The 21,430-nt window shown below is 64.0% G+C and carries 20 protein-coding genes and 2 tRNA genes; 16 read left to right on the forward strand and 6 right to left on the reverse strand.

Features of this window, described 5'->3' with window-relative positions:
* Positions 1-63 precede the first annotated feature (63 nt).
* A tRNA-Pro gene (locus ACK2VC_RS15130) sits at positions 64-140 on the forward strand.
* Positions 141-223: 83 nt separating this feature from the next.
* Positions 224-300, forward strand: a tRNA-Arg gene (locus ACK2VC_RS15135).
* Between the two features lie 5 nt (positions 301-305).
* Here the strand turns inward: ACK2VC_RS15135 and ACK2VC_RS15140 are convergent.
* Genes ACK2VC_RS15140 through wrbA form a run of 4 tightly spaced genes read right to left on the reverse strand, consistent with a single transcriptional unit; the run spans position 306 to position 3,164 of the window.
* Complete coding sequence (locus ACK2VC_RS15140; protein WP_486731209.1) at positions 306-737, reverse strand: DUF4124 domain-containing protein; 432 nt, start codon at positions 735-737, stop codon at positions 306-308.
* Between the two features lie 20 nt (positions 738-757).
* On the reverse strand, positions 758-2,164 hold the full coding sequence (locus tag ACK2VC_RS15145) for an FAD-binding oxidoreductase (protein ID WP_486731210.1): 1,407 nt from the start codon (positions 2,162-2,164) through the stop codon (positions 758-760).
* Positions 2,161-2,556: a DUF2069 domain-containing protein gene (locus ACK2VC_RS15150; RefSeq protein ID WP_486731211.1), complete on the reverse strand. Its 396-nt coding sequence runs from the start codon at positions 2,554-2,556 to the stop codon at positions 2,161-2,163. The genes ACK2VC_RS15145 and ACK2VC_RS15150 overlap by 4 nt, the downstream gene beginning before the upstream one ends.
* Complete coding sequence (gene wrbA, locus ACK2VC_RS15155; RefSeq protein ID WP_486731212.1) at positions 2,553-3,164, reverse strand: NAD(P)H:quinone oxidoreductase; 612 nt, start codon at positions 3,162-3,164, stop codon at positions 2,553-2,555. Before wrbA ends, ACK2VC_RS15150 begins: the two co-directional genes overlap by 4 nt.
* A gap of 72 nt (positions 3,165-3,236) precedes the next feature.
* Here wrbA and ACK2VC_RS15160 point away from each other — a divergent pair, with 72 nt between their 5' ends.
* On the forward strand, positions 3,237-4,568 hold the full coding sequence (locus tag ACK2VC_RS15160) for a YihY family inner membrane protein (RefSeq protein ID WP_486731213.1): 1,332 nt from the start codon (positions 3,237-3,239) through the stop codon (positions 4,566-4,568).
* A gap of 80 nt (positions 4,569-4,648) precedes the next feature.
* Here the strand turns inward: ACK2VC_RS15160 and ACK2VC_RS15165 are convergent, their stop codons facing one another.
* Positions 4,649-5,455, reverse strand: a complete 807-nt coding sequence (locus ACK2VC_RS15165; RefSeq protein WP_486731214.1) for an alpha/beta fold hydrolase — start codon at positions 5,453-5,455, stop codon at positions 4,649-4,651.
* Between the two features lies 1 nt (position 5,456).
* Positions 5,457-6,779 (reverse strand): O-acetylhomoserine aminocarboxypropyltransferase, encoded by a 1,323-nt coding sequence (locus ACK2VC_RS15170; RefSeq protein WP_486731215.1) that lies wholly within the window; start codon positions 6,777-6,779, stop codon positions 5,457-5,459.
* A gap of 142 nt (positions 6,780-6,921) precedes the next feature.
* Between ACK2VC_RS15170 and ACK2VC_RS15175 the strand changes: the two genes are divergently transcribed.
* From ACK2VC_RS15175 to trpB, 13 genes are all read left to right on the forward strand, one after another.
* The gene (locus ACK2VC_RS15175; RefSeq protein ID WP_486731216.1) at positions 6,922-7,368 is read left to right on the forward strand and encodes a CBS domain-containing protein; all 447 of its coding nucleotides are present in this window, start codon (positions 6,922-6,924) and stop codon (positions 7,366-7,368) included.
* A gap of 118 nt (positions 7,369-7,486) precedes the next feature.
* The gene (locus tag ACK2VC_RS15180) at positions 7,487-8,479 is read left to right on the forward strand and encodes an NAD(P)/FAD-dependent oxidoreductase (protein WP_486731217.1); all 993 of its coding nucleotides are present in this window, start codon (positions 7,487-7,489) and stop codon (positions 8,477-8,479) included.
* Positions 8,480-8,697: 218 nt separating this feature from the next.
* Positions 8,698-9,801 (forward strand): chorismate synthase, encoded by a 1,104-nt coding sequence (aroC, locus tag ACK2VC_RS15185; RefSeq protein ID WP_486731218.1) that lies wholly within the window; start codon positions 8,698-8,700, stop codon positions 9,799-9,801.
* Positions 9,802-9,878: 77 nt separating this feature from the next.
* Entirely contained in the window at positions 9,879-10,709 is an 831-nt protein-coding gene (locus tag ACK2VC_RS15190; protein ID WP_486731219.1) for a M48 family metallopeptidase, read from the forward strand.
* A 108-nt stretch (positions 10,710-10,817) separates the two neighbouring features.
* Positions 10,818-12,221: a 3-isopropylmalate dehydratase large subunit gene (leuC, locus tag ACK2VC_RS15195; protein ID WP_486731220.1), complete on the forward strand. Its 1,404-nt coding sequence runs from the start codon at positions 10,818-10,820 to the stop codon at positions 12,219-12,221.
* Positions 12,222-12,254: 33 nt separating this feature from the next.
* Entirely contained in the window at positions 12,255-12,383 is a 129-nt protein-coding gene (locus ACK2VC_RS15200; protein ID WP_486731221.1) for an entericidin A/B family lipoprotein, read from the forward strand.
* 70 nt (positions 12,384-12,453) lie between these two features.
* The gene (gene leuD / locus ACK2VC_RS15205; RefSeq protein ID WP_486731222.1) at positions 12,454-13,101 is read left to right on the forward strand and encodes a 3-isopropylmalate dehydratase small subunit; all 648 of its coding nucleotides are present in this window, start codon (positions 12,454-12,456) and stop codon (positions 13,099-13,101) included.
* 49 nt (positions 13,102-13,150) lie between these two features.
* Positions 13,151-14,221 carry a 3-isopropylmalate dehydrogenase gene (gene leuB / locus ACK2VC_RS15210; protein ID WP_486731223.1) on the forward strand — a complete coding sequence of 357 codons (1,071 nt, stop codon included), beginning with the start codon at positions 13,151-13,153 and terminating at the stop codon, positions 14,219-14,221.
* 163 nt (positions 14,222-14,384) lie between these two features.
* Positions 14,385-15,521: an aspartate-semialdehyde dehydrogenase gene (asd, locus tag ACK2VC_RS15215; RefSeq protein ID WP_486733257.1), complete on the forward strand. Its 1,137-nt coding sequence runs from the start codon at positions 14,385-14,387 to the stop codon at positions 15,519-15,521.
* A gap of 236 nt (positions 15,522-15,757) precedes the next feature.
* Entirely contained in the window at positions 15,758-18,367 is a 2,610-nt protein-coding gene (locus ACK2VC_RS15220; RefSeq protein WP_486731224.1) for a motility hub landmark protein FimV, read from the forward strand.
* A 103-nt stretch (positions 18,368-18,470) separates the two neighbouring features.
* Positions 18,471-19,265, forward strand: coding sequence for a tRNA pseudouridine(38-40) synthase TruA (gene truA, locus ACK2VC_RS15225; protein WP_486731225.1), 795 nt, complete (start codon positions 18,471-18,473; stop codon positions 19,263-19,265).
* 137 nt (positions 19,266-19,402) lie between these two features.
* Entirely contained in the window at positions 19,403-20,095 is a 693-nt protein-coding gene (locus ACK2VC_RS15230) for a phosphoribosylanthranilate isomerase (protein WP_486731226.1), read from the forward strand.
* 2 nt (positions 20,096-20,097) lie between these two features.
* The gene (trpB, locus tag ACK2VC_RS15235) at positions 20,098-21,366 is read left to right on the forward strand and encodes a tryptophan synthase subunit beta (RefSeq protein ID WP_486731227.1); all 1,269 of its coding nucleotides are present in this window, start codon (positions 20,098-20,100) and stop codon (positions 21,364-21,366) included.
* Positions 21,367-21,430: the final 64 nt, after the last annotated feature.

The raw sequence follows: 21,430 nt of genomic DNA on the forward strand, positions 1-21,430 counted from the left end.
CGATAGCGTTAATCCGAGCAATACATTGACCGCCGGGGATTAGCCCGGTATGATGCTCGGTCTCGGAGTGTGGCGCAGCCCGGTAGCGCACCTGGTTTGGGACCAGGGGGTCCAAGGTTCGAATCCTTGTACTCCGACCACTTTCAGACGGGCTGTCGCTGACAGCCCGTTTTTCATTTCTGCCGGATGAGTCGAAATTATTCTTGCGACTCATGTCGACGAACTGCCCATAGCTCAGTTGGATAGAGCACAAGCCTTCTAAGCTTGGGGTCGCAGGTTCGATTCCTGCTGGGCAGGCCAGCTTTCTATTTGCCGCATTCCAGCTCGTGTTTTTCCGCCGCGCGACGCGCTTTTTGCGCGGCCTTCGGCACCGACTTTCCCGCCGCCTGCCTGGCGTCCTGTTCCGCCCATTGCACCCGCAGTGCCGATGCGGCGCATTTTTTTCGCTGGGCGGCAGCGGCGCGGGCGCGCTGGCGTTGCTGCCGGTCTTCGGCGGCTTCCTGCCGTTGGCGTTCGTTTTCCAGGCGCTGAAGCTGTTCCTTTTTCTCTGTCAATTGCCGTTGCGCCTGTTGCGCGTCCGCCGCTGACGGCTGGGTATGTGGAGCGGCGACCAGCTTGCCGCCCGGGCAAGGCGCGTCGCTATACGATGTCGTGCCGCCGGCGTCGCATCTGTAGATCGCAAATGCCGGTGTGCAAACAGCCGGGAGTAAAGCGATCAGCAGCAGCAATTTCGACATGGGTCACTCCCCTGATTGGTTCAGATAAGCTTGCCTGGGTTCATCAAGTTCAGCGGGTCGAGTGCGTGCTTGATGGTTTGCATCAGGCCGATTTCGACCGCGGATTTGAAATGGCGGATTTCCTCGCGTTTCAGCGCGCCGACGCCATGTTCGGCCGAAATCGAGCCGCCAAACCGTTCGACGCTGTCATACACCACGCGGTTGATTCCGGCTTGCTGCGCCAGCAGGGCATCGCCCGGGGTATTTTCGGGCGGCGATACGTTGTAATGCAGGTTGCCGTCGCCGAGGTGGCCGAAGGTCACCATGCGCACTTCGGGAAAACTCTGCTGCAGCAGCACGTCGGTGACGCGAATGAACTCGCCGATGCGCGAAATCGGTACCGAAATATCGTGCTTGATGTTCTTGCCTTCCTCCGCCTGCGCCAGCGGAATGTGTTCGCGCAGCTGCCACAAGGTTTCCGATTGCGCGATCGAGACGGCGACGACGGCGTCTTCGATGATGCCTTGCTCCAGCGCCTGCGTGATCACGTTTTCCAGCAGCGCATTCGCGTGTTCTTCGGATTCGCTGTCCGACAGTTCCAGCAGCACGGTTTGCGGATGACTCTGGGCGAACGGCTGGCGAATTTGCGGGAAGTGCTTGGCCACCAGTTGCAGGCAGAGTTCCGACATCAGTTCGAAGCCGGTCAACGCCGCGCCGCATTGCGCCTGTGCCAGCGTCAGGAGCTGCAGCGCATCGTCCGCGCTGCGCATGGCCGCGAGCGCGGTCATTTGCGCCTTCGGTTGCGGGAACAGCTTCAGCACCGCCGCCGTGATGACGCCGAGCGTGCCTTCGGCGCCGATGAACAGATCGCGCAGATCGTAGCCGGTGTTGTCCTTGCGCAGGCCGCGCAGGCTGCTCCAGATTTCCCCTTGCGGCGTCACCACCTCCAACCCGAGGCACAGCTCGCGCGTGTTGCCGTAGCGCAGCACACCGGTGCCGCCGGCATTGGTCGAGAGGTTGCCGCCCAGGGTGCAACTGCCTTCGGCCGCCAGCGAGAGCGGGAACAGGCGGCCGGCGCCGGTGGCTGCCTCCTGCACATGTTGCAGGATACAGCCGGCTTCGACGGTGATCGTATTGTTGACAGTGTCGATTGCGCGCACCTGATTCAAGCGGGTCAGCGACAGCACGACCGCATTGCCGCTGGCATCCGGCACGCTACCCAGCACCAGCCCGGTGTTGCCGCCTTGCGGCACGATCGGCACCCGGAACTGGTTGCATAACTTCACGATCGCCGCTACTTCGGCGGTGGTGCCGGGTTTCAGTACCGCCAGCGCCCGGCCGCTGAAACGGCGGCGCCAGTCGGTCAGGAAGGGTTCGGTATCGGCGGCTGCGGTCAGTACGTGGGCGGCGCCCAGCGACTGCCGGCATTGGTTCAGGAAATCGTTCATCGGGAGGCTTTTTCGATTGCTTGTTTCGCCAGTTTTTTGGCGGCTTGTTTATGTGGTTTCAGATACAGGATGATGCACAAAAAATAGATGCAGACCAGCGCGGTTTCAATCCAGCCCAGCGTCATCGAGATGGCGGAACGGTCGCTGGTGGCACGCACCACGCCTTCGGCCAGATATAGCAAAATCAGCATTGACGACCATTGCATGGTGTAGAGATCACGTTTCAGTACGCCACGCAGTGGCAGCAGCAGCGGCACGACCTTCAGCACCAGCCATGAGCCGCCCGGGCGCAATGGCGCCAGCACCAGTTCCCAGGCGACGCACAGCGCGATCAGCGCCAGCAGGCTGCCGGTGGCGCCGTAGTGGTAAGCCTTCTGCCGCGTGGATTTCATTGAACGCCGCACAGTTTGTGCGCGGTGTGCGCCAGCCGGCGCCCGAGCCCGATCGCCAGGCTGCGGCTATCGTCGGAAATCGGCTGCGCGCCTTCGAGTCCGGCCCAGTGGCTGGCACCATATGGCGTGCCGCCGCTGGTGGTGGTCATCAGTTGCGGCTGGGTGTAGGGGATGCCGAGCAACAGCATGCCGTGATGCATGAGCGGCAGCATCATCGACAACAGCGTGGTTTCCTGGCCGCCGTGCAGGCTACCGGTCGAAGTGAAGACGCAGGCCGGTTTGCCGGCCAGCGTGCCGGCCAGCCAGTCGGTGCTGGTGCCGTCCCAGAAGTATTTCATCGGCGCCGCCATGTTGCCAAAGCGGGTGGGGGAGCCGAGCGCGATGCCGGCGCATTCTTCAAGATCCTGCAGTTCGACATAGGGCGCGCCTTCGGTGGGAATCGCCGGTGCGCTGGCTTCGGTTACGGTGGATACCGGCGGCACCGTGCGCAGGCGGGCGTCGCTGCGCGGTACGCTCTCGATTCCCTGCGCAATGAATTCGGCCAGCTTGCGGGTAGCACCGTGGCGCGAGTAATACAGAACCAGTATGGTAAGGTGGTTGTTATTCATGCTTGATATTATAGGGCGCTTTGCTTGCGGCCAAGTCATCGCGGCGGCCCGTCCAGCCTGACCGAACAACCCATGTCCCGATCCTTTTCGTCACGTGTGCGCGGCTTTTCCTTTGGCGAAGCGCGCGACTTGTTGCGCTTCGCCGGGCGCCGGTTGAGCGAGGAGCAATTGCCGCAAGTCGCCGGCAGCCTGACCTTCACGGTGGTGTTTGCCATCGTGCCGATGCTGACGGTGGCGTTCGCGATCTTTACCGCTTTCCCGCTGTTCTCGACCTTTCGCGCCGCGCTCGATACCTACCTGATCCAGAGCCTGATGCCGCAGGGCGTGGCGGCCACCATCATGGATTACCTGAATCAGTTCGCCGCCAAGTCGGCGCGGCTGTCGGCGGTGGGCGGGATCACCCTGATCATCACCGCGGTCTTGATGATGTCCACCATCGAGCGCGTTTTCAACCAGATCTGGCGCGTCAAGAGCAGCCGCCCGTTCCTGCAGCGCATGTTGCTGTACTGGGCCATCATCACGCTCGGACCGTTGGCGCTCGGCGCCTCGTTTTCCGTGACCGCCTATTTGTTCGGCACGGCCAACAGCGTCGTGCATCAGGTGCCCTTGCTCGGCGCGCTGTTCTATACGCTGGCCTCGGTGCTGCTGACCACCGCCGCCTTCATGCTGCTGTACCTGGCGGTGCCGAATCGGCCGGTGGACTGGCGCGACGCGCTGTGGGGCGGCTTGCTGGCCGGGGTGGCGCTGGAATTAGCGAAGCGCGGCTTTGCCGTATACGTGACGAAATTCCCGACCTATACCGTCGTCTATGGCGCGATCGCCGCGGTGCCGATCTTCCTGATCTGGGTTTACCTGTTCTGGATGATCACGCTGTGCGGCGCGCTGCTGACGGCGGCCTTGCCGGTGGTCAAGTACGAACGCTGGTGGCATGTGGCGAAACCCGGCAGCGCCTTCGTCGACGCGATGGCGATCCTGAAGGTGCTGTTCAAGGCCCGGATGCAGGAGGCCTCCGCAGTCGTCAACGGCAACCGTATTCGGGATCTGACCCGGCTCGGCTTCGATGAGTCCGAAACCCTGCTGCAGCGCATGCTGGAAGCAGGCTGGGTTGGCAAGGTCCGTCCCGAACCGCCGCGCGCAGCAGAGTGGCACCGGCGCTGGAAATTGCGGCAGCGGCCGCATGCCGGCCTGGAGCGCTGGGTGCTGCTGGCCAACCCCGATCAATTGACGGTGGCCGACGTCTACCGCATGTTCGTGTTCGATACCAACGCCGGTGGCGCGCTGGCTGGCAGCGTCGGGCAGGCGGTGGAGCAGGGATTAACGGCCAGCCTCAGAAGCTGTTTCACAGCGGCCGACAAGGGGCCGCGCTCAGCCGCCGAGGCCGAGGGCCAAGTCGCGCGCGCCTAGGAAATCTCGCTTTGCTCGGATACTCCCTGTGTCGTTGGTCTATCCCGGGCATAAAATATTGGCTCTTTGAATATACTCCGCTAATTTTTCGCAAACCGATACAGCGCGTCGAGCACTTGGTCGGGTTGTTCCGCCATCAGCGCATGGCCGCAGCCATCGATTGGCACCACCTCCGCCTGCGCGATTGCGCCGGCCAGCGCCAACGCCGCTTTCGGCGGCGTCATCAGGTCGCGCTTGCCCAGCAAAAATAGCGTCGGACAAGCCACGCCGGCCGCAGCCGCGGCGCCGTTCTGGTAGGCATTGCAGGCCGAAAAATCGGTGAAAAACACTTTTTCCGGACTGTGCCGCGACACATATTGCATCAGGCGCCGGCTGCCGCCCATGACGTAGAAACCCGGCGCCGGGCTGGAAGGTTTCGGCGCAATTGTCGAATGCGACCAGATGTTGACCATGTCGATCGCGGCGATTTCGTTGTCGCGGGAGGCGTCCAGCAAGGTGTCGGACACCTTCATCGGATACGCGGTGCCGACCAGCGCCAGCCGCGCCACCCGCTGCGGCGCGCGGAACGCAGTCTCCAGCGCAATCAGCGAACCCATGCTGTGGCCGATCAGGGTCGCGCGTTCGACACCGGCCGCGTCCAGCAGGGCCAGCAGCCAGTCCGCCATCGCTTCGACGCTGGCCAGCGGCGCGCCCTGGCTGCGGCCATGGCCGGGCAGGTCAAGCGCCAGCACGCCGAAGCCGTGGTGGGCGAAATAGCGGGTCTGTAACACCCAGACCGAATGGTCGTTTTGCGCGCCGTGGATGAACACCGCGGTCGGCAGTTTCGGATCGAAGGGTTTGCCGCCGGTATAGCAATAGGCGTCGTGGCCGTGAACATTCAGCAGCATCTCAGGCTCCCTTGCGTTCGTTGCGCTGCGACGCTTTCAGCCCGCGCGCCAGGTCTTCGATCAGATCGTCCGCATCTTCCAGTCCGATCGACAGCCGCATCGTGCCTTCGCCGATGCCGGCCGCCGCCAGTTGCTCGCTCGGCACGCGGAAATGGGTGGTCGAGGCCGGGTGGATCACCAGCGACTTGGCGTCGCCGACATTGGCCAGGTGCGAAAAGATGTTGAGCGCCTCGACGAAGCGGGCGCCGGCCGCGCGGTCGCCCTTGATGCTGAACGAAAACACCGCGCCGCAGCCTTTCGGCAGCAGCTTTTGCGCCAGCTTGTGGTCGGGATGCGATTCCAGCTCCGGGTAGGAAACTGCTTCCACCGCCGGGTGGGCTGCGAGGAATTCGACCACCTTGCGCGTATTGGCGACGTGCCGGTCCATGCGCAAGCCGAGCGTCTCGATCCCCTGCAGGATGGCAAATGCGTTGTGCGGGCTCAGCGCCGCGCCGAAATCGCGCACCCCTTCGCGCCGCGCGCGCAGCGAGAACGGCGCCACCGAGGATTCTTCGGCGAACACCATGCCGTGGAAGCCGTCGTACGGCTCGCATAGTTCGGCGAAATTGCCGGTCTTTTCATAGGCCTGTTGCCAGTCGAAGCTGCCGCCGTCGACCAGCAGGCCACCCATCGCGGTGCCGTGGCCGCACAGGAACTTGGTGGCGGCGTGGCAAATCAGGTCGGCGCCATGCTCGAACGGCCGCTGCAGGTAGGGCGTGGTGAAGGTGGCGTCGACCATCAGCGGCAGATAATGCTCATGCGCAATGGCCGACACATTCGGGATGTCCAGCACGTCCAATCCTGGATTGCCCAGATTTTCGGCGAACAAGACCTTGGTATTCGGCCGGATCGCGTTGCGCCAGGCGTCGAGGTCGCGCGGATCGACGAAGGTGGTGTCGATGCCGAAGCGCTTCATGGTATAGGCCAGCAGGTTTTGCGAACCGCCATAGATCGCGCGCGAGGCCACCACGTGCGAGCCGGCGCCGGCGATGGTGGCCAGTCCAAGATGGAAGGCCGCCTGGCCGCTGGCGACCGCGATGCCGGCGACCCCGCCTTCCAGAGCGGCGATGCGTTCCTCCAGCACGGCGTTGGTCGGATTCGAAATGCGCGAATAGACGTGGCCGGAGCGCTCCATGTTGAACAGCGAAGCGGCGTGGTCGGAATTCCTGAAGACGAACGAGGTGGTCAGGTAAATCGGCGTGGCGCGGGCGCCGGTAGTGGGGTCGGGCGCGGCGCCGGCGTGCAGCGACAGCGTGTCGAAACCGAGGTAATTGGGACCGCTCATGATCGGGTATGCCTCCTTTGTCCGGGTGCCGGAATCGTAGCACTGAATGCCGCCGTCCCGGTGCGGCCGCAGCTGCTGGATTTTTCGCGGCCCTTGCGCTACATTCGACACGTACCTACCTCCCAACCACCAAGGCGGACTCATGAAAGCTTCGGAAATCCTCAAAGTCAAAGGCAATATCCTGTACACCGTGACGCCGGACACGCCAATTGCCGAGGCGGTCAACACGATGGCGGAAAAGGACATCGGTTCGCTGGTGGTGATGGAGTATGGCGAGTTGGTCGGCATGCTGACCTTCCGCGAGGTGATCAAGACCATCCATGCCAATCACGGGTCGCTTGGCAACGGCACCGTGCGCAAGCAGATGGACGATGCGCCGATTACCGTCACGCCCGACACCGACCTGAACGAGGTGCGCCGCATCATGCTGGAGCGGCACGCGCGCTACGTGCCGGTGATGGAGGCCAAGGTGTTGCTCGGCGTCATGTCGTTCTACGACGTCGCCAAGGCGGTACTGGAAGCGCAGGGCTTCGAGAACAAGATGCTGAAAGCCTATATCCGCGACTGGCCCGCCGAAGGCGACGAGTAATCGTCGTTGCATGCGGCGCCGCAAGCCGTTCCTGGCATCGCCACGAACGGCTTTTTCATGACTGCGTTTTCCTGCTTCGAATTCGCCGGCCACGGCGCCGGCATCAGAAAGGATTCCCATGCATATCGCCATCGTCGGCGCCGGTCTTGCCGGCCTCGTCTGCGCCACCCGCCTGCAGCAGCGCGGACACTGCGTCACGGTCTATGAAAAAAACCCGGATTGCGGCGGCCGCATGTACACGCGTGCGACCGAACTGGGCGGCTTCGATCTCGGCGCGCAATACTTCACCGCCAGCAGTGCCGCCTTCAAAAAGCAGGTGGCAGCCTGGCGCCAAGCAGGCTGGCTGGAGCGCTGGCAGGGTCGCCTGGCAAAGCTGGAAGCCGGCCGCATAGAAAAGGCCGGAGGCCGGCGTCAGCGCTGGGTTGCCGTGCCCGGGATGGATGCGCTATGCGGACAACTGGCGCGGGAACTCGACGTGCGGCGCGAACAGCGGGTCACGGCCATCGAAGCCGATGGCGATGCCTGGCTGCTCAAGCTGCAATGCGACAGCGTGCCGATCGCCGCCAGCGCCGGTCCGTTCGACGCCGTGATCGTGGCCTTGCCGGCCGAGCAGGCGGCGCCCTTGCTGCAAGTCTTGCCGGCGTTGGCGCAACAGGCCGCCAAGGCACGCCTGGCACCCTGCTGGGCGCTGGCGCTGGCATTCCAGGAGACGCTCGATCTGCCATACGACGGCGCCTGGGTGCATGGCTCCCGCCTCGGCTGGATCGCGCGCGACACCTCGAAACCGCAGCGGCGGCCCGGCGAGCACTGGGTGGCGCAGGCAATGCCGGCCTGGAGCCTCGAGCATCTGGAGGATGAGCCGGAACGGGCGCGCGACAAGCTGCAGAAGGCGTTCCAGGAAGCCACCGGGCGCACGGTGCAGCCGGTGTATGCGGCGATTCAGCGCTGGCGCTTCGCACGTGCCGAGCAACCGCTGGCCGGCGCCTGTCTGTGGCAGGCACAACGGCGCATCGGGGCCTGCGGCGACTGGTTTGACGCCGGGCTGGAAGGCGCTGGGCGGGTGGAAAACGCCTGGCTGAGCGGGCTGGCGCTGGCGCAGCAGGTCGGCTGACCCGACCGCGCCATCCGCCAGGAGCGTCAATGCCTGGCGGATACATTGCCAGATCGAAATGTCCTGCAAAGCGGGCGGCGGCCGGTCCGGCATCGGCCAGGGCGGTACCGTCAATTGGCAGGCGCGATCCGCTGGACCTGCTCGCGCCGATTCATGCGGTTCATCGGGCGCAGCACCGCTGGTAGAATGAAAGCCTTTCAGCTTTTCACTTTCCTCCCATGTCCGGCAATACCCTCGGCAAGCTTTTCACCGTCACCACTTTCGGCGAATCCCACGGCCCGGCCATCGGCTGCGTGGTGGATGGCTGCCCGCCCGGCATGGAGCTGTCCGCCGCCGACATCCAGCCCGATCTTGATCTGAGAAAGCCCGGCACCTCGCGCCACGTCACGCAGCGGCAGGAATCCGACACCGTCGAAATCCTGTCAGGCGTGTATGAAGGCAAGACCACCGGTACGCCAATCGCACTCCTGATCCGCAACGAAGACCAGCGCAGCAAGGACTACGGCAATATCGCCGAAACCTTCCGCCCCGGCCATGCCGACTACACCTATTGGCACAAGTACGGCATCCGCGACCCGCGCGGCGGCGGCCGCTCGTCGGCGCGCCTGACGGCGCCGCTGGTAGGCGCCGGCGCGATCGCCAAGAAGTGGCTGCGGCAGCAGTACGGCACCAGCTTCAAGGGCTGCATGAGCCAGTTGGGCGAGATCGCGATCCCATTCGAGGGCTGGCAGCACGTGCGTGGGAATCCGTTTTTCGCCGCCAATGCCAGCGTGATTCCCCAACTTGAGGAATACATGGATGCATTGCGCCGGGCCGGCGACTCATGTGGCGCGCGCGTCGAAGTGGTGGCGCAAAACGTTCCGGCAGGCTGGGGCGAGCCGATCTACGACCGGCTGGATGCCGACATCGCGCACGCAATGATGGGCATCAACGCCGTCAAGGGCGTGGAAATTGGCGCCGGCTTCAGATCGGTTGTGCAAAAAGGCTCGGAACATGGCGACGAACTGACGCCGCAGGGCTTTGCCTCGAACCATGCCGGCGGCATCCTGGGCGGAATTTCTACCGGTCAGGAGATTACGGTGGCATTGGCGATCAAGCCGACTTCCAGCATCCGCACGCCGCGCCATTCGATCGACAAGAACGGCGCCCCGGTCATGGTGGAGACGTTCGGCCGCCACGACCCTTGCGTCGGCATTCGCGCCACGCCGATCGCCGAGGCGATGCTGGCGCTGGTGCTGATCGATCACGCACTGCGCCAGCGCGCGCAGTGCGGCGACATGCGGGTGGCGACGCCGCAGATCGGCAGCGGCACGGCCGGCTGAGGCGGTGCCCGCGCCGCCGGGTGGCTGGCGGCGCAATCTTTTCGCACCATTCCTCGGCAATTCATACAGGAGTCGACATGAACATCGCCACGACATCATGGCTAAAGCGCTGCCTGCTGCTGAGCGCGGCACTGGCGCTGGTTTCCTGCGAATCGGTGCAGACCACGCAAGGCGGGGCGGTGGGCATCGAGCGCCAGCAGCGGATGGCGATTTCCGCCCAGGAAATCGATCAGGAGGCGCGCCAGGAATATGCACAGGTGATCGCTGAGGCTGGCAAGAAGGGGGAGTTGAACCGCAACGCCGCCCAGGTTGGCCGGGTGCGTGCGGTGGCGAACCGGCTGATTGCGCAAAGCGGCGCCTTCCGGCCCGATGCGCGCCAGTGGAAATGGGAAGTCAACGTGCTGTCCTCGGGTGAAATCAATGCCTGGTGCATGCCGGGCGGGAAAATCGCGGTCTATACCGGCTTGATCGAAAAACTGAAAATCACCGACGATGAACTGGCGGCGGTGATGGGCCATGAAATCGCCCATGCATTGCGCGAACACGCGCGCGAACGTGCCTCCGAGCAGATGGTGGCTGGCAGCCTGATTTCGATCGGCTCGGCGATCCTGGGCGTTGGCGACGCGGCCCAGCAGGGGGCGCAGTATGCGTACATGGGCCTGGTCGGCCTGCCCAATTCGCGCGCGCATGAAACCGAGGCCGACCGCATCGGGGTTGAACTGGCGGCACGTGCCGGCTACGACCCGCGCGCGGCGATCACGCTATGGCAGAAAATGGGCCAGGTCGGCGGCAGCGAGCCGCTCAAATTCCTGTCCACCCACCCGGCGCGCGAAGACCGGATGGCGGACCTGGGCGTGTACTCGCAGCGCGTGCTGCCGCTGTACGAGCAGGCGCGCAAGAATCGCTAGCGCGGCGGGCGCCCGGCGACCCGCTCGCAGTGCCGTATTGCAACGCACAAATATGGCATAATCAAAATTCACTTTGAAGGGCTAGGGCGCTTGCGCGCCATTCGGATCATGTTAAAAACGCTTTACGAAAAACTGTGGGACGCGCACGCGGTGCATAGCGAAGAGGACGGCACCACGATCCTGTACATCGACCGCCACCTGGTACATGAAGTGACCAGCCCGCAGGCCTTCGAGGGCCTGAAGCTGCATGGTCGCAAGCCGTGGCGTACCGCCGCCAACCTGGCGGTGGCCGACCACAACGTGCCGACCACCGATCGTTCGCGAGGGATTGCCGACCCGGTCTCGCGGCTGCAGGTGGAAACGCTGGACGCCAACACCAGGGAATATGGTTTCACCTATTTCAACATGGCCGACAAGCGCCAGGGCATCGTCCACGTGATCGGCCCCGAGCAGGGCGCGACGCTGCCCGGCATGACGGTGGTGTGCGGCGATTCGCATACTTCGACGCACGGCGCGTTCGGCTGCCTGGCGCACGGCATCGGCACCTCCGAAGTCGAGCATGTGCTGGCAACGCAAACCCTGCTCGCCAAGAAATCCAAGACTATGCTGGTGCAGGTGGACGGCGCGATTCCGCCCGGCGTCACCGCGAAAGACATCGTGCTGGCCGTGATCGGCAAGATCGGCACCGCCGGCGGCACCGGCTATGCGATCGAATTCGCCGGTTCGGCGATCCGCGCGCTGTCGATGGAAGGCCGCATGACGGTGTGCAACATGGCGATCGAAGCGGGCGCGCGCGCCGGCATGATCGCGGTCGACGACACCACCATCCATTACGTCCAGGGCCGGCCGTACGCGCCGGTCGGGCCGCATTGGCAGCGCGCGCTTGAATACTGGCGCACGCTGCATTCGGACCCCGGCGCACGCTTCGACCTGGTGGTGACGCTGAACGCCGCCGAGATCAGGCCGCAGGTCACCTGGGGCACGTCACCGGAAATGGTGGTCGCGGTCGACGGCCGGGTGCCCGATCCGGACAAGGAAAAAGATGCCACCAAGCGCGAAGGGATGGAGCGGGCGCTGGTTTACATGGGATTGAAGCCGAACACGGCGGTCACCGATATCCGCATCGACAAGGTCTTCATCGGCTCCTGCACCAATTCACGCATCGAGGATTTGCGTGCGGCCGCTGCCGTGGTACGCGGCCGCCAGCGCGCCTCGAACGTCAAGCTGGCGATGGTGGTGCCGGGTTCCGGCCTGGTCAAGGAGCAGGCCGAGCGCGAAGGTCTGGACCGGATTTTCAAGGAGGCCGGCTTTGAATGGCGCGAACCGGGGTGCTCGATGTGCCTGGCAATGAATGCCGATCGGCTGGAGCCGGGCGAGCGCTGCGCCTCGACCTCGAACCGTAATTTCGAGGGCCGCCAGGGGCAGGGCGGCCGCACCCACCTGGTGTCGCCGGCGATGGCGGCGGCGGCGGGCATTGCCGGCCATTTTGTCGATGTGCGTGATTTGCGTTGATTGAGCCTTACATAAATAACAGCGGAGGAAAAAATGAAAAAATTATTGGTTCTGGCGGCGGCGATGGTGGCGATGATGACGCTTGGCGCCTGCAACACGATACAAGGGATGGGCAAGGACGTGCAGAAGGCCGGCAACGCAGTGGAAAAAGCCGCCAAGTAACAGAGTTCTGAAAACAAGATGCAGCAACGCCGCTCGCCCAGCCGGACGGGCGGCGGCAACGATTGAGATCATGGATAAATTTACCGTACACGATGGCCTGGTTGCGCCGCTCGACCGCGCGAATGTCGATACCGATGCGATCATTCCGAAGCAGTTTCTGAAGTCGATCAAGCGCACCGGCTTCGGCCCCAACCTGTTCGACGAATGGCGTTACCTGGATCACGGCGAGCCGGGCATGGACAATTCGCGGCGGCCGCTGAATCCGGACTTCGTGCTGAACCAGGCGCGCTATCAGGGCGCCTCGATCCTCCTGGCGCGCAAGAATTTCGGCTGCGGCTCGTCGCGCGAGCATGCGCCGTGGGCGTTGCAGCAGTATGGTTTTCGGGCCGTGATCGCGCCGAGTTTCGCCGATATCTTCTTCAATAACTGCTACAAGAACGGCCTGCTGCCGATCGTTCTGGCGGAAGCTGAGGTCGATCATCTGTTCAACGAGGTCAAGGCCTTTCCCGGTTTTCGCCTGACTGTCGATTTGGAACGGCAGACCGTCGGCAGCGCCAACGGCAGCCTGAGCTATCCGTTCGAGATCGGCGAATTCCGCAAGTACTGCCTGCTGAACGGACTGGACGACATCGGCCTGACCTTGCGCCAGGCCGACAAGATCCGCGCCTTCGAGGAACGTCATCTGGCGCAGTATCCGTGGCTGGCTAATACCATTTAACGCATTGCGGGGCAGACGTTACTCTGTCTCCAACTGATTGAAGAAACACATGAAAATAGCAATCCTGCCGGGCGACGGCATCGGCCCTGAAATCGTCGAGCAGGCGGTGGCCGTCCTGAACGCGCTGGGCGAAAAATTCGAGATGGAAACCGCGCCGGTCGGCGGCGCCGGCTACGCCGCGCACGGCCACCCGCTGCCGGAAGCGACGCTCAAGCTGGCCAAGGAAGCCGACGCCGTGCTGTTCGGTGCGGTCGGCGACTGGAAATACGACAACCTGGAACGCGCGCTGCGGCCGGAACAGGCGATCCTCGGCCTGCGCAAGAACTTAAACCTGTTCGCCAACCTGCGGCCGGCGATCCTGTATCCGGAACTGGCCGGCGCCTCAACGCTGAAGCCGGAAGTCGTGTCCGGCCTCGATATCCTGATCATCCGCGAACTGACCGGCGACATCTATTTCGGCCAGCCGCGCGGTGTAAGAGTATGCCCGGACGGCCCGTTCAAGGGCACGCGCGAAGGCTTCGACACCATGCGCTACGCCGAGCCGGAAATCCGCCGCATCGCCCACGTCGCCTTCCAGGCGGCGCAAAAGCGCGGCAAGCGCCTGACTTCGGTCGACAAGGCCAACGTGCTGGAAACCTTCCAGTTCTGGAAAGATATCGTCACCGACGTCCATCAGGAATATCCAGACGTCGAACTCGACCATATGTACGTCGACAACGCCGCGATGCAACTGGTGCGGGCGCCGAAGAAGTTCGACGTGATGGTGACCGGCAACATGTTCGGCGACATCCTGTCCGATGCCGCCGCCATGCTGACCGGTTCAATCGGGATGCTGCCGTCGGCCTCGCTGGATGCCAACAACAAGGGTTTGTACGAGCCGTCGCACGGCTCGGCGCCGGACATCGCCGGCAAGGGCGTGGCCAATCCGCTGGCGACCATCCTGTCGGCGGCGATGATGCTGCGCTATTCGTTGAACAAGGCCGATCAGGCCGACCGCATCGAGGCGGCGGTCAAGGCGGTGCTGGCGCAGGGCTTGCGCACGCCGGATATCTACGAAGCCGGAACCACACGCGTCGGCACCAAGGATATGGGCGCTGCGGTCTTGAAAGCGCTGCAATAGCCAGGCCGAGCGCCCAGTAGATTTAAAAATGGCGGAGTATGACGTAAAAAACGCCATTTTTCGCCCGTAATTGATTGCCGGCTATTGGAGTATGTGAGTCGGTGATGCCCGCCCGTCGAAAATAACGGGCCGGCATTGGTTTTTCTATCTTGAAGGAAGCATGATGAAGCTGGTTGGATTGGTTGGTTGGCGCGGCATGGTGGGTTCGGTCCTGATGCAGCGCATGCGCGAAGAGGGCGATTTCGACGAGATCGAACCGGTCTTCTTTTCGACTTCGAATGCCGGCGGCAAGGCGCCGGCGGAGGCCCGCAACGAAAGCACGCTGCAGGACGCCAACGACATCGCCGCGCTGAAGAAGTGCGACATCATCATCAGTTGCCAGGGCGGCGACTACACCAGCGAGGTGTTCCCGAAACTGCGCGGCGCCGGCTGGAGCGGCTACTGGATCGACGCCGCCTCGACCCTGCGCATGAAGGACGATGCGATCATCGTGCTCGACCCGGTGAACGCCGACGTGATCCAGGACGCGCTCAAGCGCGGCGTGAAGAACTACATCGGCGGCAACTGCACGGTGTCGTGCATGCTGATGGGCCTGTCCGGCCTGTTCCAGCACGACCTGGTCGAATGGATGAGCTCAATGACCTACCAGGCCGCCTCCGGCGGCGGCGCCCAGCACATGCGCGAGTTGCTGACCCAGTTCGGCACCATCAATGCCGAAGTCAGGGCGCTGCTGGATGATCCAGCTTCCGCGATCCTGGAAATCGACCGCAAGGTGCTGGCCAAACAGCATGCGCTGAGCGCCGACGAAACGCGCCAGTTCGGCGTGCCGCTGGCGGGGAACCTGATCCCGTGGATCGATAAGGACCTCGGCAATGGCGTTTCGCGCGAGGAATGGAAGGCTGGCGCCGAAACCAACAAGATTCTCGGTCGCGGTGCCACCTTCGGCGCCGCTGCCCCGGCCGTGATCCCGGTCGACGGTTTGTGCGTGCGCATCGGCGCCATGCGCTGCCATTCGCAGGCCTTGACCATCAAGCTGAAAAAAGACGTGCCGCTGGACGAAATCAGCGACATGCTGGCGGCCGGCAATCAATGGGCCAAGGTGGTGCCGAACAACCGCGAGGCCTCGATGCGCGATCTGACCCCGGCCGCGGTCACCGGCACGCTCGAAATCCCGGTCGGACGCCTGCGCAAGATGCAGATGGGCAACGATTATCTGTCGGCGTTTACCGTTGGCGACCAGCTGCTGTGGGGCGCCGCCGAACCGCTGCGCCGCATGCTGCGTATCGTGCTGGAACACTGAGTGCGGCGAGCGGCAGGCGCTGGCGCGTTTGTCGCTCGTTGTCAAATCGCAACAAAAGCTCGCCATATTGGCCTGTTACGGGGCTGAATGGCGAGTTTTGCAGATGTTGAGAAGATAGTTGCGCTTGCGCACCTAAGTTCCTGATGATATTTTGAAAGTTCCTGCCACAACGATAAATATAGAGGAGGCGTCGGTGCCCATGGCACTGCCGGGAATGCCTATCTATGTCACCCAACATGCGTTCAAACAAATCCTCCAGGCAGCTCGCCAGTAACCTGAAAGCGCTGAGCGTTACGGTTGCCTCGGCGTTGATCCTGATCTCCGGTGCCGATGCGGCGGGATTGGGCAAGTTGACGGTGCTGTCCTCGCTTGGCCAGCCGCTGCGCGCCGAGATCGAGATGAACTCGGTGTCGAAGGATGAGGTGGGGACGCTGACGGCGAAGCTGGCCTCGCAGGCGGCGTTCCGTCAGGCCAATATCGATTTCAACCCGGCGCTGCTGTCGTTGCGCTTTGTGATTGAACAGCGTGGCAGCGGGCCGATCATCCGCGTCACATCGGCGCAACCGATGAATGAGCCATTTATCGACATGCTGCTGGAGCTCTCCGGCGGTGGCTCGCATCTGGTGCGCGAATACACATTCCTGCTGGACCCGGCGGATTTGCGCATGACACAGCCAGTGCAGACGGCGGCGCCAGTTGCGGTGCAGACGCCGCGCACGGAAGCCGTTACGCCATTGGCCAGCGTGCCGCCGGCGGTTCGTAAAGCGGTGCCGGAAAACGCCGTGCCGGCGGATGGCGGCACTGGCCAGGCCCGTAGCTACGAAGTCAAGAAAGGCGATTCGCTGGCCGCGATCGCGCACCAGTTCAAGCCGGCCGGCGTGTCGCTGGACCAGATGCTGGTGGTGTTGTATCAGGCCAACCCGGAAGCCTTCGTCGGCAACAACATGAATCGACTGCGCAGCGGGCAGGTGCTGTCGGTGCCGGATGCGCAGGCCGCCGCCGATGTGGCGCCGGCCGAAGCAAGAAGCATCGTGGTGGCGCAGACCAGGGATTTCAATGAATACCGCAACCGGCTGGCGGGCCAGGTTGCAGCCGGCCCTGCCAAGCCGGCGGCCGCATCCCGGCAGAGCGCTGCCGGCAAGGTCACCAGTACGGTGCAAGAACCGGCGGGCGCCGCCGGCGAGGCAAAAGACAAGCTGACGCTGTCGAAGGTGGGGGGCGGCGGCAGCGCCGGTGGCCCGGCCGCCGCCAGCACGGAAGACCTGATTGCCAAGGACAAGGCGCTGGCCGACGCCAACGCCCGCGTTCAGGAACTGGAAAAAAATCTGGCCGACCTGCAAAAGCTGCTGGAAATCAAGAACAAGAGCCTGGCTGGCCAGCAGCAAGCCGTCGCCACCAGTGCCGGCGCTGCGCCCGCCGCAGCGGCGGCAGTCGAAGCGCCGGCGGCGCAGCCGGCCGCTGCGGACAAGGACAGTGCCCAACAGGAACCGGTCCCTGCTGGCGCCAGCGCGGCAGTTGCCAGCGCCGAGAAGCCGGCGGTGCCAGCCAAGCGGCCTCCAGCGCCAGCGCCGGTGGTGGAAGAGCCGAGCTTCATCGACAGCCTGCTGGACAACGCGCTGTTGCTGCCGGGAGCCGGCTTGCTGCTGGTGGCGCTGGGTGCGTTCGGCATCTATAGCTCGCGCAAGAAAAAGCAGAAGTCGTTTTCCGACAGCATCCTGGCCGATTCCAGCCTGAAGGCGAATTCGCTGTTCGGTTCAACCGGCGGCCAGAGTGTCGATACCAACAACAGCGTGTTCAATTCCAGCTATTCGCCTTCGGCCAGCCATCTGGACACCAATGAAGTCGATCCGGTAGCCGAAGCCGATGTCTATATCGCCTATGGCCGCGATGCCCAGGCCGAAGAAATCCTCAAGGAAGCCCTGCGCACCCAGCCCGAGCGCAATCCGGTGCGCCTGAAGCTGCTGGAAATCTATGCCAATCGCAAGGACCTGCGCGCCTTCGAATTGCTGGCCAGCGAGTTGTACGCGATGACCAAGGGCGCAGGCGACGAATGGAGGCAGGCAGCAACGCTGGGGCTGACCATCGATCCGACCAATCCGCTGTACGCCGGCGGCAAACTGGACGACGAGGCGGTGGCCAAGGCGGCGGTGATGATCGCGCCGACCGAGCCGCTGGAAGAACTCGATCTGGATGCCTTGCTGGCCGCCACCCAGCCGCATTCAGTCATGCCCGAGCCCGATCTGCCGGAAGCGGCGCCAAGCCACGAGCCGGAGCCGTTCGAGGACGCGCCGGTGATACCGGCTGCCAGCGTGGCCGCGCCGTCGGTCGAGCAGACGGCAATCGCCGATCTGGATTTCGATCTTGGCGACTTCGGCAAGGAAATGGAAACAGCGCCCGCGGAAATACCTGCGCAAGTGGAAGTCACCGCGGAAGCACCCTCGGCTGAAGCGCCGGCCCTGGATTTCGGCGTCATCGATTTCAACCTGGACGCAGCGCCCGCGATGGCGAGCACCGACAATGGTGCCGATCTGCCGCCGCCTGCCGAGGACAGCGTGCAAGTGGCGGAAAGCGAGCTGGAGGCGTTGCCCGAAATGTCGGCGTCGCCCGCAGTCGCGGCCTCTCCTGCTTTCGATCTGGAGGGGATCGACCTCGATCTCGGCCATGATGGCGCAGCCGAGGGGGGCGATCCGTACAGCGTCGAAATGTCGACCAAGCTGGACCTGGCGCTGGCTTATCGGGAAATCGGCGACCGCGAAGGGGCGCGTGAATTGCTGGACGAAGTGGTCAAGAGCGGCTCGCAGCAGCAAGCCGAAAGGGCCAAGTCGCTCTTGGCCGAATTGGCCTGAGGCGTCGCTCCGCCGCCAGCACTGCAGTAATCGTGAAACGGGCGCAGCATGATGCTGGCGCCCGTTTTGTATTTCAGGGGCGGTTTTTGAAACGGGAAGCGAAGTGAAACGAATCGTTCTCGGCATCCAATACGACGGGGCCCAGTGGCATGGCTGGCAAACCCAGCCCGATCGCCATACGGTGCAAGACCGGCTCGAGCAGGCGCTGCGCGAATTCACGCAGCAGCCGCTTGCCACCACCTGCGCCGGCCGCACCGATCGCGGCGTGCACGCGCTGGAGCAGGTGGTGCATTTCGACACCGCGATCGAGCGGGAAGCGTTTTCCTGGGTGCGCGGCTTGAATGCAATGCTGCCGCCCTCGATCGCGGTGCGCTGGGCCCACAGTCTGGAAGCGGAGGTGCCGAAGCCGTTCCACGCCCGCTTCAGCGCGCGCGACCGCACCTACCGCTACCTGCTGTACAACCACCCGGTACGCTCGCCCCTGCTGACTGGCCGGGCTGGGTGGGTGTTCCGGCCGCTGGCGGTGGAACCGATGCAGGAGGCGGCCAACCATCTGCTTGGCACCCATGATTTTTCGGCGTTCCGCTCCTCCGAATGCCAGGCCGCGTCGCCGGTGCGCACGCTGCATGAACTACGCATCGAGCGCCAGGGACATAGCCTGGTGTTTACGCTGCGCGCGAATGCCTTCCTGCACCACATGGTGCGCAACATCGTCGGCTCGCTGGTGTTCGTCGGCAGTGGCAAGCGGCCGCCGGAATGGCTGCGCCAGCTGCTGCAGGAACGCGAGCGCTCGCGCGCCGCGCCGACCTTCATGCCGGATGGGCTATACCTGGCGAAAGTCGATTACGATGCGGCATGGGGTTTGCCGCAAGAGGATTTCGAGCTATCCGGGCGCTGAGGCGGAATCGGAAAAAAAACTGGGGTATATGGATAATCGGAAATTGATTCGCCCGTATCCGACTATGTTGGCAAGGGGTATATGAGGAAGTCTGAAATATCCGGATGTCGTGGCGGCAATTCATCGGGATGCCGCGCATGACGACGCGCACCCGGATCAAGATTTGCGGCCTGACGCGGCCGCAAGACGTCGACGCGGCGGTGGCGGCTGGCGCCGATGCGCTCGGTTTCGTGTTTTATCCGCGCAGCCCGCGCCACGTCGCGCCGCAGGCGGCGGCACGACTGATTGCGCGGCTGCCGCCCTTCGTGTCCGCCGTCGGCTTGTTCGTCAACGCCGACGCCGAGCAAGTGGCGCAGGTCGTGGCACAGGCGCCGCTGGGCTTATTGCAATTCCACGGCGACGAAAGCCTGGAGCAGTGCTGCGCGCTGGCCGAGCGCGTGCGGCGGCCATTCATCCGCGCGCTACGGATCGACGGCACGCGGGCCCTCCCGGATTTGCTAGAATGCGAGAGAAGCTATCGCGCCGCCAGCCCGCTGTTTGCCGGTTTGTTGCTGGATGCCCATGCGGATGGCTATGGCGGCAGTGGAAAGGTATTCGATTGGTCTCTCATCCCAGAAGAGCTCGCGCCTCGGGTCGTTTTAAGTGGTGGCTTGAGCGCACACAACGCGATTGACGCGGTGACCCGCGTGCGCCCTTACGCGGTCGACGTCAGCAGCGGCGTCGAACAGGCCAAGGGCATCAAGGATGCCGAGCGGATCCGCGCCTTTGTCGAGGCAGTACGGCAGGCGGACGCCGGCATCGCTCCCGATACCGAATCCAGCAGGAAATGACCATGACCCAATTCACTCCGCTCGAACAGCAGTTCGAGCGCCAGCCGCTCGCCACCAGCGCCCTGCGCCAGGCAGCCCACTATGCGCTGCCGGACGCGCGCGGCCATTTCGGCCCGTACGGCGGCAGCTTCGTCGCCGAAACTCTGACGCCGGCGCTGACCGAACTGAAAAACGCTTATGCGCGCTATCAGCGCGACCCCGAATTCGTGGCCGAATTCGAGCGCGAACTGAAGCATTTCGTCGGCCGTCCCAGCCCGGTGTATCACGCCAAGCGCTGGTCGGAGCAGATGGGCGGCGCGCAGATCTACTTCAAGCGCGAAGACCTGAACCACACCGGCGCCCACAAGATCAACAACGTGATCGGCCAGGCGCTGCTGGCCAAGCGCATGGGCAAGCCGCGCGTGATTGCCGAGACCGGCGCCGGCCAGCACGGCGTCGCCACCGCCACCATCTGCGCCCGCTTCGGCATGGAATGCGTGGTCTACATGGGCAGCGAGGACGTCAAGCGTCAGGTGCAGAACGTGTACCGGATGGAGCTCTTGGGCGCGAAAGTGGTGCCGGTCGAATCCGGCTCCAAGACCCTGAAGGACGCGCTGAACGAAGCGATGCGCGACTGGGTCACCAACGTCGAAAACACCTTCTACATCATCGGCACCGTGGCCGGGCCGCATCCGTACCCGATGATGGTGCGCGATTTCCAGTCGGTGATCGGCACCGAATGCCTGACGCAGATGCCGGAAATGACCGGGGGCCAGCCGGACTATGTGGTGGCCTGCATCGGCGGCGGCTCGAACGCGATGGGGATTTTTTATCCGTACATCGACTATCCCGAGGTGCAACTGGTGGGGGTGGAGGCGGCCGGCGACGGCATCGCCACCGGGCGGCACTCGGCCTCGCTGTTGGCCGGCTCGCCCGGCGTCCTGCACGGCAACCGCACCTACCTGCTGCAGGACGAGAACGGCCAGATCAGCGAAACGCATTCGGTCTCGGCCGGGCTGGACTATCCCGGCGTCGGCCCCGAGCATGCCTGGCTGAAGGATAGCGGGCGCGCGCAGTACGTCTCGATCACCGACGACGAGGCGCTGGCCGCGTTCAATACCTGCTGCCGCATCGAAGGCATCATCCCGGCGCTGGAATCGAGCCATGCGCTGGCGCACGCGGCCAAGCTGGCGGCGACCCTGCCGGCGGATAAAACCATCCTGGTGAACCTGTCCGGGCGCGGCGACAAGGACATGCATACGGTGGCGCAGCGCGCCGGGCGAGCTGTCTGAACCAATGCGCGGTGCGCGGCTCGGGAGAGGGCGCAGCGCTCTCCTGCTCGCGCCGACCCTCCAC

This window comes from Herbaspirillum sp. WTB6 (genome assembly GCF_057457785.1).

What these genes read in the sequence shown, in the direction of transcription:
- ACK2VC_RS15140 (WP_486731209.1), bottom strand. Translation starts at nt 737, where the DNA reads ATGTCGAAATTGCTGCTGCTGATCGCTTTACTCCCGGCTGTTTGCACA.
- ACK2VC_RS15145 (WP_486731210.1), bottom strand. Translation starts at nt 2,164, where the DNA reads ATGAACGATTTCCTGAACCAATGCCGGCAGTCGCTGGGCGCCGCCCAC.
- ACK2VC_RS15150 (WP_486731211.1), bottom strand. Translation starts at nt 2,556, where the DNA reads ATGAAATCCACGCGGCAGAAGGCTTACCACTACGGCGCCACCGGCAGC.
- wrbA (WP_486731212.1), bottom strand. Translation starts at nt 3,164, where the DNA reads ATGAATAACAACCACCTTACCATACTGGTTCTGTATTACTCGCGCCAC.
- ACK2VC_RS15160 (WP_486731213.1), top strand. Translation starts at nt 3,237, where the DNA reads ATGTCCCGATCCTTTTCGTCACGTGTGCGCGGCTTTTCCTTTGGCGAA.
- ACK2VC_RS15165 (WP_486731214.1), bottom strand. Translation starts at nt 5,455, where the DNA reads ATGCTGCTGAATGTTCACGGCCACGACGCCTATTGCTATACCGGCGGC.
- ACK2VC_RS15170 (WP_486731215.1), bottom strand. Translation starts at nt 6,779, where the DNA reads ATGAGCGGTCCCAATTACCTCGGTTTCGACACGCTGTCGCTGCACGCC.
- ACK2VC_RS15175 (WP_486731216.1), top strand. Translation starts at nt 6,922, where the DNA reads ATGAAAGCTTCGGAAATCCTCAAAGTCAAAGGCAATATCCTGTACACC.
- ACK2VC_RS15180 (WP_486731217.1), top strand. Translation starts at nt 7,487, where the DNA reads ATGCATATCGCCATCGTCGGCGCCGGTCTTGCCGGCCTCGTCTGCGCC.
- aroC (WP_486731218.1), top strand. Translation starts at nt 8,698, where the DNA reads ATGTCCGGCAATACCCTCGGCAAGCTTTTCACCGTCACCACTTTCGGC.
- ACK2VC_RS15190 (WP_486731219.1), top strand. Translation starts at nt 9,879, where the DNA reads ATGAACATCGCCACGACATCATGGCTAAAGCGCTGCCTGCTGCTGAGC.
- leuC (WP_486731220.1), top strand. Translation starts at nt 10,818, where the DNA reads ATGTTAAAAACGCTTTACGAAAAACTGTGGGACGCGCACGCGGTGCAT.
- ACK2VC_RS15200 (WP_486731221.1), top strand. Translation starts at nt 12,255, where the DNA reads ATGAAAAAATTATTGGTTCTGGCGGCGGCGATGGTGGCGATGATGACG.
- leuD (WP_486731222.1), top strand. Translation starts at nt 12,454, where the DNA reads ATGGATAAATTTACCGTACACGATGGCCTGGTTGCGCCGCTCGACCGC.
- leuB (WP_486731223.1), top strand. Translation starts at nt 13,151, where the DNA reads ATGAAAATAGCAATCCTGCCGGGCGACGGCATCGGCCCTGAAATCGTC.
- asd (WP_486733257.1), top strand. Translation starts at nt 14,385, where the DNA reads ATGAAGCTGGTTGGATTGGTTGGTTGGCGCGGCATGGTGGGTTCGGTC.
- ACK2VC_RS15220 (WP_486731224.1), top strand. Translation starts at nt 15,758, where the DNA reads ATGCGTTCAAACAAATCCTCCAGGCAGCTCGCCAGTAACCTGAAAGCG.
- ACK2VC_RS15230 (WP_486731226.1), top strand. Translation starts at nt 19,403, where the DNA reads ATGACGACGCGCACCCGGATCAAGATTTGCGGCCTGACGCGGCCGCAA.
- trpB (WP_486731227.1), top strand. Translation starts at nt 20,098, where the DNA reads ATGACCCAATTCACTCCGCTCGAACAGCAGTTCGAGCGCCAGCCGCTC.